We start from the raw sequence: 13,990 nt of genomic DNA on the forward strand, positions 1-13,990 counted from the left end.
CCAAACCGCATGAATCGTCTATTTTAGTAATAATTGCGGACTTGGGCCCAAGCGTTTACCGGAGTTTAAGGATTCTCAACTACGGAAAGTGCATTCTTTGAGAAGGCTAGCCGTGTGAAGACGGACATTCTGCAATTCTACACAAGACACACTCGCTTCACCGACCCCGGTGAGTACGCCAATCATCTCAAGGCTCTGCCGGCGGGCATGGACGCACTGCACTCTGCGCTTAGCGGACTGCTGATGCCCATCTGGAAAGTGCAGAAGCACCACCCTGAACTGGTATTGGCACGGCCAGAAGAGATCAAAACCCGCCATATCCGCCGCTCGCTTGAAGCAATGCTCGCCATTGATGATCGCCCTCTCAACGTTGCTCGCGATGAGTCGCGCCGCCTAATCGTCGATTGCCGCCACTTTGCCGCCCTGCTGTGTGCCGTCTTACGCCAGCGAGGGATACCAGCACGCAGTCGCTGGGGGTTTGCCACCTATCTTGAAAAGACGCACTATCAAAACCACTGTCTCTGCGAATACTGGAGCGCCAAAGAGGGTCGCTGGGTACTAGAGGATCCCGATCTACAGATGCAAGACGTTGCGCCGGAGCAGTTCATTACGGCAGGACGAGCTTGGCAGATGTGCCGCGAGGACCGAGATAATGGCGCTCTTTTCGGCTTTGGCCGTCATCCGCGCGGGCTAGGGTTATCCAATGTCCGTGGAATCCTGGTGAGCGACTTTGCGGCCCTCAATGGCTTTGAAATGCTTTCCGATGACTGGTGGGGAATGCATTTGAAGAACAACAAGGATGTGACGAAAGACGATACTGCTGTGCTTGACCGTGCAGCTATCTTGGCAATTACAGAGGAGTCATTCGCCGAGCGACGGGAACTGTATCAGAATTGCGAAGCGTTGCGCGTGCCGCCTGTAATCGAGACACACGCCCCGGGCAGCAGCCGGCATGTTGGCATCGAGTGGCGAAAAGAAGCCTGAGCGGTTCTGCACTATTCTCGCGAATATAACCTGCAAGACTGGCGCCACTGCTCCCGCCAACCCTTGGCGTCGCTCGTTTTGGCGCATGTATCCCAATACAATGGGGCACGGCATAACGTGCCCTACAACTAAGCGAAACTGTCCTCTTCAGGAAATCTCCCACACCACAGGAGTAAAGCGCCATGAAAATCACTTCAGTCGAGACCTTTGCCGCGCCAATCGTATCGCGCGACGTGCTCATCGTAAGAATCAACACCTCAGAAGGCATCAGCGGTATCGGCGAGGCCTATCCGGTGGGGCCGAACCGGGCGGTGGCGGCCGCCATTGACGACTTTGCCGATTGGATCGTGGGCAAAGACCCCCGTGACATCAACGCTATCTGGTACCACATGTACGTGCATTCGCGCTTTCCCGGTGGATCGGTCATCAACGCCGCCATCAGCGGAATTGACCATGCCCTGTGGGACATCAGCGGCAAGGCGGCGGGAGAGCCCGTGTACCGCATGCTCGGCGGCAAGTGCCGCGACCGCATTCGCGTGTACCAGGGTTGCGGCGGCGCAACGCCGGAAGCCTGCGCGGCCAGCGCAAAGTCACTCGTGGAGAAGTACGGCTACACCGCCCTGAAGATGTCGCCGCATCCGCCTAACTCCAGCCAAATGTCGTGGAATGCCGTGGTGGCCGCGGCCGGTGAGCGCATTGCGGCGGTGCGGGAGGCCGTGGGGCCGGACGTAGATATCGGCCTCGATCCCCACGCCCGCATTTTCGAGCCCGCCCGCGCCCTGGAAATGGCGGCAGCGGTCGCGCCCTCCCAGCCGTTCTTCTTCGAAGAGCCGCTGCGGCCGGAGAACATCGACGCCCTGGCGTGGTTCGCGCAGAAGTCGCCGGTTCCCGTCGCCACCGGCGAGATGCTCTACACGTCGTTCGGCTTTCGGGAACTGCTGGAGAAGCAGGCGGCGACCATCATCCAGCCGGATATCTGCGTCTGCGGCGGCCTGACCGAGATGCGCAAGATCGCGGCGCTCGCCGAGGCGCACTACGTCAAAGTAGCGCCGCACAATCCGCTGGGGCCGGTAGCGACCGCCGTGAACGTCCACTTTGCGGCGGCGACCCACAACTTCATCATCCTGGAGTACCACGCCGACGACGAAGCGCCGCGCAAGGACATACTCGACGCGCCGGTCAAGCTCAAAGACGGGTATCTGGAGATTCCCGAGAAGCCCGGCTGGGGCATCGAACTCAACGAGGACTACGTGCGCGGTCAGCCCATCCGCTCTTGGCACCGGCCGTTCGACGTAGGCCCCGACGGTTCAGCGGCATTCATCTAGACCGGCCTACAAACCCTTTGCAGACGTATGCCAGCGACCAATTGGGAAAGGATGCCTAGCGCGGGGCAGATGCGTGGGCGATTACACGTGGATTTTCTGCAAGCCATTCACGAAGCGCGGCCCTGACCCCATCTTCCGACAGAGCGCTATCACCAAAGAGCGAGATTAGGTTACACGCTCGTGCCCACAGTCTGGCATCATGGGACTGGCGCGGCGCATCAGCGAAGTACGCAGTCTTGGATAGTAGCCACGTAGACAACGCCTGTAATGAGAGCGCCTCATCAAGATAGGCTTCTACCCGTTCACCAACTGTCTCAAGTGAATTTGCATTCATGCCTTCTACCCGCCTGGATGAACCCGACCGTTTCGTGTCAAAGGCTGAGATCCGACATCACTTTAATTCTATGCTTTTGTACCAGAAATCCGCAACAGGTGAATTGGTCGCGATAGTGCGAGATGAATACCTAGCTCCCAGAGCAGCTCGCCAGCCTGCAGGCACCATTACTCAAATGGTAATTTACTACGAAGACCTACAAGGTGAAAACCTTCGTCCGGTTGCGCTCGTCCATCAGTACTTGCAGCCGGATGGGAAAGTCGGCGGTAGTGGCCGACCAGACCCGAAATGGCTGCGACTTCCCGACGGCACGATTATTGCGGCAACGGAGTCTCCGTGAAGTGTCCGTTTGACCGCTTAGATTAGTGCCCCCGCCTAAGGGGTATCGTTCACCTACGCAATGCACCCGCATTCCATGTTTGTGTGTACGGTAGCAAGACCTTCCATTAGTACGTCGCCCGGCCGCCGCTGAGATCGAAAACGGCGCCGGTGCTGAACGAGCACTCAGCCGACGCCAGCCACGCCACCAACGCCGCCACCTCGCTGATCTCGCCGCTGCGCTTCATGGGAATGCGGGCCAGCAGCATGTCCATCTGCGCCGCCGTGGTCTGCTCCCAGATGGGCGTACGGACGACGGCGGGCGTGAGGCAGTTTACGCGGATGCCGGTCTCCGCCAGTTCTTTGCCCAGTGATTTTGTCAGGCCAATAATTGCCGCTTTTGTTGCTGAATAGGGCACCATGTTCGGGTTGCCCTCTTTGCCCGCGATCGACGCCATATTCACGATGCGGCCGTAGTCGCGGGCGAGCATGTGCGGAATGGCATGCTGGCAGAAAAGATAGGTGCCGCGCAGGTTCACCGCATAGACGCGGTCGAGCTCGCTCACCGGCAGTTCCCACAGCGGCGCGGTATTGCCGATGATGCCGGTGTTGTTCATGAGCACGTCGATGCGCCCCCAGGCATCCATGGCCTGGGCAATCGCGCGTTCAGCCGTTGTCTCTTCGGCGGTGTCGCCGCTCATCGCCAGCGCTGCGATGCCTTGCGCCGCCAGCCCCGCCGCGGCACGATCGGCAACCGCTCCGTCAATGTCGGTGATGAGCACCCGCGCGCCCTCGCTCCCCAGCCGCTCGGCAATGCCCAAGCCAATGCCGCTGCCGGCGCCGGTGACAATGGCTACCTGGTCTTCAAAACGCCGCACGAAGTACACCCTTCTCTTGTGAGCTCTTGCTTGCTCCGCTTTCAACGTCGTCTGATCCACGGCATGTCTTGCGGCCCGCCTTCCGTCCCCTATTGTAGCGAAGGCGGGCGTACGCTTCCCACATTTACCCATGAATCCGACTCAGAGGCATGGCTGGCCAACGGGGTATCGTCTTGCTTAGAGGGCGGCATCTCCAAGACTCCACAGACCGAGAAGTCCGTTCGTGCTGCGTGCTGCGCGAAGCCCTTGCCTGTCCTGAACCCGGCGCAGGGTCGCAGCGATGACGGTCGCAGATTTGTGCGTGTCGTGATCGGACCCAGCTTGGCGTGGCGCCGAGTTCATGTCTGACACTTGTCACGTGAATCGACGAAAAGGGTCAGCACGCCGGCGGACGCAGGTTGCAAACCTGCGCCACCGGAAGGGCCGGACTCGGCGAGGGGCACGACACGTCGTGCCTCTACCCATTGGTCATTGCTGTAAGTGTTGAGTAATTCGTTGACAGAATTCTCTCCCAAATTGGCAGTGTTGACAGATCATGTCATTCCGAACGGAGCGCAGCGAAGAGAGGAATCTAAGATGTTGAGCCTATTGGGCGACACGTTGCATGGGCCCTAGATTCCTCGCTCCGCTCGGAATGACATGATCTGTCAACGCTGCCAATTTGGGAGAGAATTCTGTCAACGAATTACTCAACACTTACAGGAATGACAGGTACCTCAGCGCAACAAACTAGATAATCCTAAATCTACTAATACCAAGATGCGCACCGGTTGAACACGCGGTACCATAATTGCTGGACGCGAGAGAAGATCATCGCCTGCCGAAGAGCAGAGAACGACATGTCTAACGTCGCTTGAGGAGATTCATTCATGCGCGCTGTACGCTTTCACTCGTTCGGAGGGCCTGAAACACTGCAACTCGATGCCGTGCCGGTGCAAGAGCCCGGTGCCGATGAGGTCATGGTAAAGATTCACGCTTCAGGCGTGAACCATCTCGATATCTGGCTTCGCATCGGCGCGCGGCCGGGCATAGAGCCGCCGCACACGCCCGGCTCCGAAATTGCCGGCGAGATCGTGCAAATTGGTGACGCCGTGCGCAGCGTCGCCGTTGGCCAACGGGTTGCTGTTTCACCGTGGGCCTTCTGCGGCGTGTGTGAGTTCTGCTTGCGGGGCGAAGAGAGCATCTGCGCCAACGGCAACATTGTCGGCACGGCCCCAAACCAGGGCGGCTATGCGGAGTACGTAACGGTGCCGGCATCGATAGCCGTTCCGATTCCAGATTCTCTTTCCTACAATGCCGCCGCGGCCCTCACCCTGGCCGCCATCACCTCCTGGCATATGCTCTACCGGCGCACACGTGTCCAGCCGGGCGAGTGGGTGCTCGTGCAAGCGGCCGGGAGCGGCGTTGGCGTGTACGCCGTGCAGATTGCGCGCTTCCTCGGCGCGCGGATCATTGCCACCGCCGGCAGCAAGGAAAAGCTCGACCGCGCACGGGCTTTGGGCGCAGAGGCGACGATCAACTACAGCGAAATGGTTGTCGCAGATGAAGTGAAGCGCATCACGAACGGACGAGGCGTCGATGTGGTCTTTGAGCACGTAGGCGAAGCAACCTGGGAGCAGAGCATCCGCTCGCTGGCGCGCAACGGGCGGCTTGTCACGTGCGGCGCGACGACGGGACGCGGCGGCACGGTGGACATCGGCCATCTCTACACGCGCCAGCTTAGTTTGCTCGGCAGCATGGGCGGCAACCGCCTTGACCTGCAGCAGGTTCTCTCGCTCGCCGACCGCGGCATCCTGAACCCGGTGCTCGATACCGTATTCCCGCTGGAGGAGGCGAGAAAGGCGCACGAACGCATGGCCGCCCGCGCGCAATTCGGCAAGATGCTGCTGCATCCAACGGAATAGGCTAAATGCGGATCAATGGTCCGACAAGCCGCGTCGGCGCAGCCAAGTCATGGGACTGAAGGGTGCGGCGCAGATGCGAGGTTTACAGGCTGTGGTCAACCCCTGGACGCCTTATCGCCGCTTAGAAAGAGTAGATGGATTCCGGCTTACGTGGGAATGGCGACACGCGGCAAGTGCGGCCTAGCCTGCGTCAATCGGTGCGCTAGTCTAAATCCCACATCGAAAGGTAGCGCTCGCCGGCATCCGGGATGATTGTCACCACGGTCTTGTCCGGCCCCAACTCTTGGCCGACTGCAAGGGCGGCGACCACGGCGCCACCGGCGGAAATGCCGGCCAGGATGCCTTCCTCTTTGGCAAGCCGCTCAGCCATGGCAATTGCCGCCTCATCTTCCACTGTCAGCACCTCGGCAAGCACGCTGCGGTCCAAGATGCCCGGTACAAAACCAGCCCCCGTCCCTTGAATGCGCGTGATTCCCGGTCGACCACCGGATAACACGGCTGACTTTGCGGGCTCAACGGCAATCACACGCACGTGCGGCGCTTCGTCGCGCATCACTTGGCCGATGCCGGTGATGGTTCCGCCGGTGCCCACCATGGCCACCACGGCATCCAGCTTACCTCCGGTGTCGTGAAGGATTTCGCGCGCCGTGGTCTCGCGGTGAACGGTGGGATTAGCCGGATTCATGAACTGCTGCGGCATGTAGTAGCCGTGTTCACGCACGAGTTCCTGAGCGGCGTACACCGCTCCGGACATGCCCTCGATGGCGGGCGTGAGGACGAGTTCAGCGCCCAGCAACGCGAGGAGCTTGCGCCGCTCCACGCTCATGTCTTCCGGCATGGTGAGCAAGAGCCGGTAGCCGCGCACGGCGCAAACGATCGCGAGGCCGATGCCCGTGTTGCCGCTGGTCGGCTCCACCCCCGTGTCTCCCGGCTTGAGCTTGCCCTCCCGCTCAGCCGCCTCGATCATGGCCAGCCCGATGCGGTCCTTCACACTGCCGCCTGGGTTTCTCGATTCGATCTTAACGAGCACTGTTGCCGATTCAGGCCCCGGCAGACGATTAAGACGCACCAGCGGCGTGCGCCCGATTAGTTGAAGCACGTCGTCGTAGATCATGGGCGGCAATGGGGAAGAATCAGACATCTTTATTCCTTAATTGGCTGGTCTGTGAAACTCGGCATTAACGCACCGGGAAATCTTTGCAATGAGACCCGTCTAGGGTTCCACGTCAGCCTGCTGCACAGTGGCTTCCTGGCCTTCAAGCGGCTGGAGCTGACCCATGGCGGCGATGCTATGCTCCATCATACCGCGCACGGCAGGGAGGTTCGGCCTGAGCACCTCTGCGCCCGAAGGGAGGGTAACGTCCTGTACCAGGTTTCCCTCATAATCGATGACCCGGCTATACACGCGTTCGCGCGGGATCTCGGCGCCAAGCCTCGCCAAGTCCAAAACGCGTTGAGGCGATGTGAATACAGGAAAATTCGTGTCGATGATGCCAGCAAAGTCATCGAGAAGAAAGGGCACTTTCACGAGGTTTTGAAAGGTAAGTAACTGCGACTTGAGCGCCACTAAGACCTGTTGTTGCCGATCGATACGGCCGAAGTCACCCCGCGGATCGTCAAAGCGCGTACGCACGTAGCGGAGCAACGTTTCGCCACCCATGTAGTGCACCCCACTCTTGATGACAAAGGGATCGAAACCGGTATCGTCGGCATTCGGGAAGCGATAGTCATTTATGTCGTACTTGACGTCAATTTCAATCCCGCCTAACTGATCTATGATGCGGCGAAAGCCATCAAAGTCGATAGTAATGTAAAAGTCTATTGGGACGCCCAGGAGAGTCTCCGCCGATGCCATGACAAGCTCTGCGCCGCCGATACTGAAGAGCTCGTTGATGCGTCGACTTTCATACCCCGGCACCAGCGCCATCACGTCGCGGGGGATAGAGACAAGCATCGCGGCTTTCTTGACGGGGTCAACCGTAACCACTATGATCGTGTCCGCCCGGCCCACGTCATTTGCCCGCGTGTCTACGCCGATAACGACGACACTAAAGGGTTCTGTCTCAGACCAGTCCGTCAGTGGAAGCTCTTCAGCCGTAGGCGTATCCTCAAGGATCTTATCCTTAAGAGCAGAGCTCTCCCCGGCTTTAGTTCCGGCTGATTCCGATGTGCCTGCTGTCGAGCCACCGTCCCGACTAAATAACCACGCGGTACCCCCAAGAAGTGCGAACAGGAGAAGTAAAGTCAGCCCCAGACCGAGGGAAACGCGCCGCCATCGCACCCGCCGCGGAGAATAGCGGATTCGCCTTTGCATAGACCGCCTCAATTACGTTCGTTTTCAACCGGGCCGGTCATAGGCAAAGCGTGAGAAGAGATATGCCAACCCGTTTCATTATGCCACTCAGCTTTCGCGGGGACAATCTCGAAAGCACTTCAGAATCCCTTTGGCGAATACCGCGAGAGTGAACAGCCAATTACCCGCCGGGTGCATGGTATGCCTCCCGGACAAACCAATTAACCGCCAGATCATCCGTGCCTCATAGGGGTGCAGAGCCAGCAAGCACGTCGTCCCGAATTGTGATTGGATTACAGAAAGTATGGAGCGTTGGCGAGACTCTTAATCGTTCGCCACCACTTGCTGAACACAGCGTCAAACTCAGTTCACCATCTTGTGTTAAGCTAGTACAGACCACGGGCACCGACAGCGAAAGGTGAATTGTCGTGCAAGATCTTCCCTGGGTCGCGCTGGTAGGCCCATTCCCAAAGGAACTCCGCCCCAGCACACGCTGGCGCGACCGCTACCAGCGTGTACCCCGCACGATTCAAGCCTGTGAGCTGGCAGATGCACTCGCAGATCCGACGCTCGACAGCGTCTTGCTGTACTGGAATCTGCCTGATCGTCTCACCCTTGCTGAGCGGGTGCTGGCAACGGACCGGCCTTTATGTCTCCCTGGGCCGCTGACGCCGGTCGAACTACAGCTACTTCAGAGTTCTTCGTCCTCACCATTCCTTGGCGCTGCGAGCCTGACCCTGCCTGCCGTGCGCGCGATGAAACTGGCCCTCGACCCGGAGAATACGGGCCCGACGCGCTACGTTGCCGTCAGAAGACTTACGCAGCCCGCTCCCACGGCACCGCACTTCGCGCCGTTAACGATTGCCCTCGTTACTGCAGCCTGTTTAGTAGACGACACGCCGGACTGGGTGTTTGCCAATCGCGCTGAATACAACGGCACCATCACTATCATCGTCAATCTGCACTTCCCGTCTGCCGAAGTGATGGCGACTTGGGTGCAAGTTCCGGACGGTCCGGTGCACGACGATTGGATGGTGTACGGCACGAAAGGCATGCTGCACCAGCGTGACGAGGCGGCCGACCACACGCTCGCCGCCCATCTCTTGGACCACTGGCTCAGCGTGCGCAGCGGGCGTGACGAACCGCTCATGTGCGCAGAGCAGGCTCTCATTGCCGCGTGCCTCGCCCAAGCCATTGACCTCTCGCTCCAAGAACGACGTCGCGTGGCGTTGCGGGAGGTGGCACATGGCTGACAAACTACGCGTCGGTCTGGTAAGCGGCGTGCGCCATCAGGACGACTATGCCAGGGTCTTCGCGCAGCATCCAAGCGTAACGCTGGTCGGTATGGGGGACGATGCCGATCTACCGGCAGAATACCACGACCTGAACCGCGCCATCGCGGACGAACACGGCTTGGCATACACGACCGACCTCGACGCCTTCCTCGCTCGTGACGACGTGGATGCCGTGTGCGTCGCGCCGGAATACGCCCGGCACACACCGCTCGCGCTCCGCGCGCTCGCGGCCGAAAAACACGTGCTGGTGGATAAGCCCATCGGCATCACTCTAGACCAGTGCGACGCGCTCATCGCGGCGGCGCGCACAACCACGCGCACGTTTGCCTGGATTGCCCGCATCGGCCACCCCTCGCTGCAACGAGCGCGTGACGCCGTGGCGGCGGGAGACATTGGGACCATCGTTAACATCAACGCCCACTTCCTCGCCACGTACGGCAACGGCGAGAAATGGGACGAGGAAGAGCGGGCCTTCTTCGATCCGGTGGTCAACGGCGGCGGCGAACTCCTGAATTTCGGCCTCTATCCCCTCTCGGCCATCCTGAACGTGACGGGCCTGGCCCCAACCGCGGTCCACTGCGTCAAGGGCGCGTACTACAACCGCCCCCATCGCGAGCTCGATATCGAGGACATGGCGCTGCTCAACCTGGAAATGGAGAATGGGATTCTCGCCTCAGTCTGCGTGGGGCGGGCGCACGTGCCGGGGAATCTGCACCACAGCGATATCTGGCTGGAGGTAACCGGCACGCACGGTACCCTGGTCGCTGAAGAGTTGGAACAAGACGCCGTGCTCTTCGGCGCAACGCCAGGCTACGTCGAGCGCCGCTACCGAATGCCCGAGGGTTCGCAAGCGCACTTTGGCGCCGTGATCGACAACTTCGTCTGGGCCGTCCAAACCGGCGGCCAACCCTTCCTCGGCGCCGACGAGGCGGAAAAGGTGATGCACACCGTATTCGCTGCGTACGCGTCCTCAGAGACTGGCCAAGTGGTGACCGTTGAATAGCCGGTTGAAGAAGCCACCCCTAACGTTAATCCTGGCCGCCTTCCTAGTGCTTTGTCTTGCAGCCACCGCTTGCGCCGAAGGCTACGGCACTCAGGTCAGTGGCTCCCAGCGGCGCCAAGATGGTGCGCGCCAAGACCAAGCGACCAACAATGTCACACCTACGGCATCGGCGACAGTGCCCGCGCTCACCCGCGACGCGTTGCGCACTGCCGAATACGCAGCCGGATTTCCTGCTTTCGGATCACTACAGAGAGACCGCATTGGCGCGCAGGACCCGATTGCCTTTGGTGACCTCAATGGCAACGGCGTAGATGATGGGGCAGTAGTACTTCTGCTGGTGGACGGCAACGCCGCGCACCGCTACCTCGCTGCTGTCCTCAATGAAAACGGCGTGCCGCGGCACGTTGCCTCCGCCTTCTTGGGACACAACATTGGGATTGACTCGGTCACAATCGCAGACGGGATCGTGACACTGCAAACAAAACAACTCGGTCCCAACGACCCGAATTGCTGCCCTACGAAAGAGGTTGTAGCCACATTCCGGTTGGATGACAATGATTGGAAGTTAGTCGCCGAGACGCCGCCGGGTCAAGTCACAGCCAACTTCCACGTGCTTGCCGATGCCAACACAATCGCGGCGGCTTTGGAGGAGCTACGGTCTACGGAGGTAGGGGATACCGTTGCTGCGTGGTTCTTGGATTCAGGAGGACGGGTTGCTTTTGATGACGCACTATTTCAGGCCCTACCCGACATTCCCGAAGTCCCGTTCGCTATCGGCCTAGACCTCCAGGAAAACCGCATTGCCATCGGAATGTCTCATCGCGTCGAAAGCGTGGAAACACTGGCCGCGTGGCTGGCGGGGAGCATGACCCAAAGCATTTCGCTCACGCTTGAAGGCGATCCATCTTCAGTGGCCGCGTGCTTAGACTTGATACAACTCGCCTATCACGCGCGAGCCGCCGTTTGGCATGAGTTCTACGGAGACGAAGGCAAGCCGAACCCGAATTCGCAAGAAGCCTTCCTAAACCGAAACTTGCAACGCACGATAAACGGCACTCTCGCCGGTTGGGTGCGTGGCATCCCCTTCTACCGGCAGTCTTGCGCACAATTCGCCGCGCCGCCACCGCCGACTCCAACGCCCGTTTCAACCCCGCTTCCACCCGCGCCCACACCCGCGACGGTTGGCGGATGCTTGACCAATAATGAGGTGGAGTACTTGGCTGCTTGGCATTCGTATATGGGGTATATTGACCCGCACTACGTGCTCTTTCTACAAGCAATGACAGCGGCCTCACAAAACCCCCGAAACTCCGATTTGGTAGAAGAGGGCGGGAAGAAGCTGAGGGCGCTTCGGTGGGAAATGGAGTATAGATTGTGGCAGATTTCCAACGCCCCAACGCAGCGCACCGCCCGCCTAGAGACGCTAACTAACTATATGATTTCCAGCGCGGCATTCACTCTATTGGGTATTTTTGTCAGCCCTGGGGAAGCACCTCGGCACCCGGAGAGTGTATACGAAGCACTAAAGCAGTTCGTTGATAATACCAATACGTTTCTTCAAGCAGATAGTGGGCCTATAGAGCTCTACAATCGACTGTCCCAGCTTTCTCTATGCCACACCGTGAATTAAACTGTTGTTCTCCAATGAACAGCATTGGTATGCCAGTACCAGGATGGGTTCAGCTATGAGCAGATACTTAGACTGTGCTAGGCTTTCTGTCCCCACGCAATCATCATTGCGAATCATGCCCCCCATCTAAACATACACAGCGAGCCAATGACACGCGATTATCCTTGCGCAAAACCGGGTTGCGTGGGGTGAGAGCACGACCGCACCAATCGACCTCGGCCTACGGGGGTTCAACCCACCGCGTTCACGAGGTGCAAGCCCACAATAGCCTCATAGAGAGATACGGGTGCGCAAGCGCCTAACGCTTGGTCAATGAGATCAGCAGCCTCACAAGTGAGCAAGCGCGGTATGGGTAAATTTCTTCTGATAGACGTCGAGGAAGCGCACTCTCCGTTCGTAGATGCATGCGTGCAGTTCAATGCACTCTTCGGGCACAGGAATAATTGCAGAGGGATCAGACGATACCGTGGCCCTATCAGGGCAAAGAGGTCAGTCCATTTCGGCGGGGAGACGGTAGCGCAGGTTTGCAACCTGCGCCGATCAGATTAGGAAAACTGAGCTAAGCGGGTAATGCGCGCTTACGGAATCCACTTCAGGATCGCCACCGCGACCCCGAGCGCCGCAACGAAGAGCATTGCCAACTGCATGGTCTGGCGGTTGAGACGCTGATCAAGTTCGGCGTGCAAGCGTAACTCTAGCGCCTATAATTCCGTGCGCAGATCTGCGTGATAAACGGGGTCGCAGGTATTCACCTCTTACACCAACCAATTGCCTTGCCTGGGCGGATGATTGCTTCATGCGCCATACATGTCCCTATGCCCCGAAACGGGGAGGCGGGGGACAAGCCCCCGCGCTACGCAAGAGCGTTACCAAAGCCACGATCACCACGCCCTGCAAGACTTGGAGCGCGGCAAACTGGATTGTCAAGATCGTCAGCCGTCGGTCTAGCCGGATGCGGAATTCCTCTGTACCAATATCGTGGTCAGTTTATTTGGCTTTAGCGGTCATGTCTTCACGCATTGTAGCTGTACAGTACCAGTCTCGCGGCGGACCGCATCCCAAACTTACGTCTTGTACAGAATCTTCACTTAGATCTCTGGGAAAATTGCGTCCCTTTGGCTGGAGAATGAGCCGTTCCTATGCGGAGAACAAGGCCTCATTGCTGAAACGCTTGCCACGCTTGGTCTTCCTCCGGCCGATCCCAATCTTCAGCCAGTGCCTCCTCGCTAAGCAGAGCGCCTTCGCTTGCTACAGCAATTGCCTGCTCTGCCAGGACACGCTGCCGCACAAACAAGTAGAAGTCGTACACCTCCTGTTGCGCCGACTCAGGCAGATCCCGAAGATCAATGTGGTCTGCTATTGCCATTACCAATCCTTTCTATGCCGCACACTGTCGCGTTGGCCCACGTTGAGCAAGATTTCGGATTCCGATATGCCTGATGTGCTGAGAGCGAACCGGGTACCCACGAGAGGTACCCTTACGCAGATGGTTTAGCGTCACGGGGAAGTCTACATCTGGTTCGGGCTATTCGCACACCGCGCCCCTCGCCGCGGAGGTGACCAGCTTGGCGTACTTTGCCAGCACGCCTCTTGTGTAGCGGGGTTCCAGCGGTTGCCAGTGCTTGCGGCGTTCCTCGAGTTCGGCTTCGTCCACGTGCAGCGTCAGTTCCTGGTTGTCGCCGTCGATGGTGATCTGGTCGCCCTCCTTGATCAAACCGATGGGGCCGCCCATGGCCGCTTCCGGCGCTACGTGGCCCACCATCATGCCGTGGGTCGCGCCGGAAAAGCGCCCGTCGGTGATGAGGCCCACGGAATCGCCGAGACCGCGCCCGAAGACCGCACCCGTCACGGCCAGCATTTCGCGCATGCCCGGCCCGCCTTTCGGCCCCTCGTTGCGGATGACGATCACGTCGCCCGGGTTGATGCGTCCTTTCACCACAGCCTGGAAGGCGTCGTCCTCGATCTCGAAGACTCGCGCCGGACCGGAGTGTACGCGGTTGGCCACACCCGCCACTTTTACCACCGC

General features: G+C 59.3%; 13 protein-coding genes. 7 read left to right on the plus strand and 6 right to left on the minus strand.

The window, feature by feature from the left end:
- Window positions 1-114 precede the first annotated feature (114 nt).
- Both OXE05_07390 and dgoD read left to right on the plus strand, forming a co-directional pair.
- On the plus strand, window positions 115-984 hold the full coding sequence (locus tag OXE05_07390) for a transglutaminase domain-containing protein (protein ID MCY4437141.1): 870 nt from the start codon (window positions 115-117) through the stop codon (window positions 982-984).
- A 182-nt stretch (window positions 985-1,166) separates the two neighbouring features.
- On the plus strand, window positions 1,167-2,309 hold the full coding sequence (dgoD, locus tag OXE05_07395; GenBank protein ID MCY4437142.1) for a galactonate dehydratase: 1,143 nt from the start codon (window positions 1,167-1,169) through the stop codon (window positions 2,307-2,309).
- A 55-nt stretch (window positions 2,310-2,364) separates the two neighbouring features.
- Here the strand turns inward: dgoD and OXE05_07400 are convergent, their stop codons facing one another.
- Window positions 2,365-2,643, minus strand: coding sequence for a hypothetical protein (locus OXE05_07400; GenBank protein ID MCY4437143.1), 279 nt, complete (start codon window positions 2,641-2,643; stop codon window positions 2,365-2,367).
- Window positions 2,644-2,818: 175 nt separating this feature from the next.
- On the opposite strand from OXE05_07400, the gene OXE05_07405 reads away from it, so the two are divergent.
- The gene (locus tag OXE05_07405; GenBank protein MCY4437144.1) at window positions 2,819-2,983 is read left to right on the plus strand and encodes a hypothetical protein; all 165 of its coding nucleotides are present in this window, start codon (window positions 2,819-2,821) and stop codon (window positions 2,981-2,983) included.
- Window positions 2,984-3,089: 106 nt separating this feature from the next.
- Here the strand turns inward: OXE05_07405 and OXE05_07410 are convergent, their stop codons facing one another.
- On the minus strand, window positions 3,090-3,839 hold the full coding sequence (locus OXE05_07410; protein ID MCY4437145.1) for an SDR family NAD(P)-dependent oxidoreductase: 750 nt from the start codon (window positions 3,837-3,839) through the stop codon (window positions 3,090-3,092).
- A gap of 869 nt (window positions 3,840-4,708) precedes the next feature.
- Here OXE05_07410 and OXE05_07415 point away from each other — a divergent pair.
- Window positions 4,709-5,743, plus strand: a complete 1,035-nt coding sequence (locus OXE05_07415; protein ID MCY4437146.1) for a zinc-binding dehydrogenase — start codon at window positions 4,709-4,711, stop codon at window positions 5,741-5,743.
- A 202-nt stretch (window positions 5,744-5,945) separates the two neighbouring features.
- Here the strand turns inward: OXE05_07415 and cysK are convergent, their stop codons facing one another.
- Entirely contained in the window at window positions 5,946-6,884 is a 939-nt protein-coding gene (gene cysK / locus OXE05_07420; GenBank protein ID MCY4437147.1) for a cysteine synthase A, read from the minus strand.
- A gap of 72 nt (window positions 6,885-6,956) precedes the next feature.
- Window positions 6,957-8,057, minus strand: coding sequence for an LCP family protein (locus OXE05_07425; GenBank protein ID MCY4437148.1), 1,101 nt, complete (start codon window positions 8,055-8,057; stop codon window positions 6,957-6,959).
- A gap of 407 nt (window positions 8,058-8,464) precedes the next feature.
- Here OXE05_07425 and OXE05_07430 point away from each other — a divergent pair, with 407 nt between their 5' ends.
- Genes OXE05_07430 through OXE05_07440 form a run of 3 tightly spaced genes read left to right on the plus strand, consistent with a single transcriptional unit; the run spans window position 8,465 to window position 11,964 of the window.
- The gene (locus OXE05_07430; protein MCY4437149.1) at window positions 8,465-9,289 is read left to right on the plus strand and encodes a hypothetical protein; all 825 of its coding nucleotides are present in this window, start codon (window positions 8,465-8,467) and stop codon (window positions 9,287-9,289) included.
- Complete coding sequence (locus OXE05_07435; GenBank protein MCY4437150.1) at window positions 9,282-10,334, plus strand: Gfo/Idh/MocA family oxidoreductase; 1,053 nt, start codon at window positions 9,282-9,284, stop codon at window positions 10,332-10,334. Before OXE05_07430 ends, OXE05_07435 begins: the two co-directional genes overlap by 8 nt.
- Window positions 10,335-10,338: 4 nt before the next feature.
- On the plus strand, window positions 10,339-11,964 hold the full coding sequence (locus tag OXE05_07440) for a hypothetical protein (GenBank protein MCY4437151.1): 1,626 nt from the start codon (window positions 10,339-10,341) through the stop codon (window positions 11,962-11,964).
- Between the two features lie 1,156 nt (window positions 11,965-13,120).
- On the opposite strand, the gene OXE05_07445 is transcribed toward OXE05_07440, so the two are convergent.
- Both OXE05_07445 and OXE05_07450 read right to left on the minus strand, forming a co-directional pair.
- Window positions 13,121-13,330: a DUF2281 domain-containing protein gene (locus OXE05_07445; GenBank protein MCY4437152.1), complete on the minus strand. Its 210-nt coding sequence runs from the start codon at window positions 13,328-13,330 to the stop codon at window positions 13,121-13,123.
- Window positions 13,331-13,489: 159 nt separating this feature from the next.
- Window positions 13,490-13,990: dihydroxy-acid dehydratase (locus OXE05_07450; protein MCY4437153.1), on the minus strand; the 501-nt coding region annotated here is incomplete at its 5' end.

It is taken from the genome of Chloroflexota bacterium (assembly GCA_026710945.1).
Lineage (GTDB): Bacteria > Chloroflexota > UBA11872 > VXOZ01 > VXOZ01 > VXOZ01.

Coding starts and splice junctions, on each gene's coding strand:
- OXE05_07400 (MCY4437143.1), bottom strand. CDS start 2,643: ATGAATGCAAATTCACTTGAGACAGTTGGTGAACGGGTAGAAGCCTAT.
- OXE05_07425 (MCY4437148.1), bottom strand. CDS start 8,057: ATGCAAAGGCGAATCCGCTATTCTCCGCGGCGGGTGCGATGGCGGCGC.
- OXE05_07415 (MCY4437146.1), top strand. CDS start 4,709: ATGCGCGCTGTACGCTTTCACTCGTTCGGAGGGCCTGAAACACTGCAA.
- dgoD (MCY4437142.1), top strand. CDS start 1,167: ATGAAAATCACTTCAGTCGAGACCTTTGCCGCGCCAATCGTATCGCGC.
- OXE05_07445 (MCY4437152.1), bottom strand. CDS start 13,330: ATGGCAATAGCAGACCACATTGATCTTCGGGATCTGCCTGAGTCGGCG.
- cysK (MCY4437147.1), bottom strand. CDS start 6,884: ATGTCTGATTCTTCCCCATTGCCGCCCATGATCTACGACGACGTGCTT.
- OXE05_07405 (MCY4437144.1), top strand. CDS start 2,819: ATGGTAATTTACTACGAAGACCTACAAGGTGAAAACCTTCGTCCGGTT.
- OXE05_07435 (MCY4437150.1), top strand. CDS start 9,282: ATGGCTGACAAACTACGCGTCGGTCTGGTAAGCGGCGTGCGCCATCAG.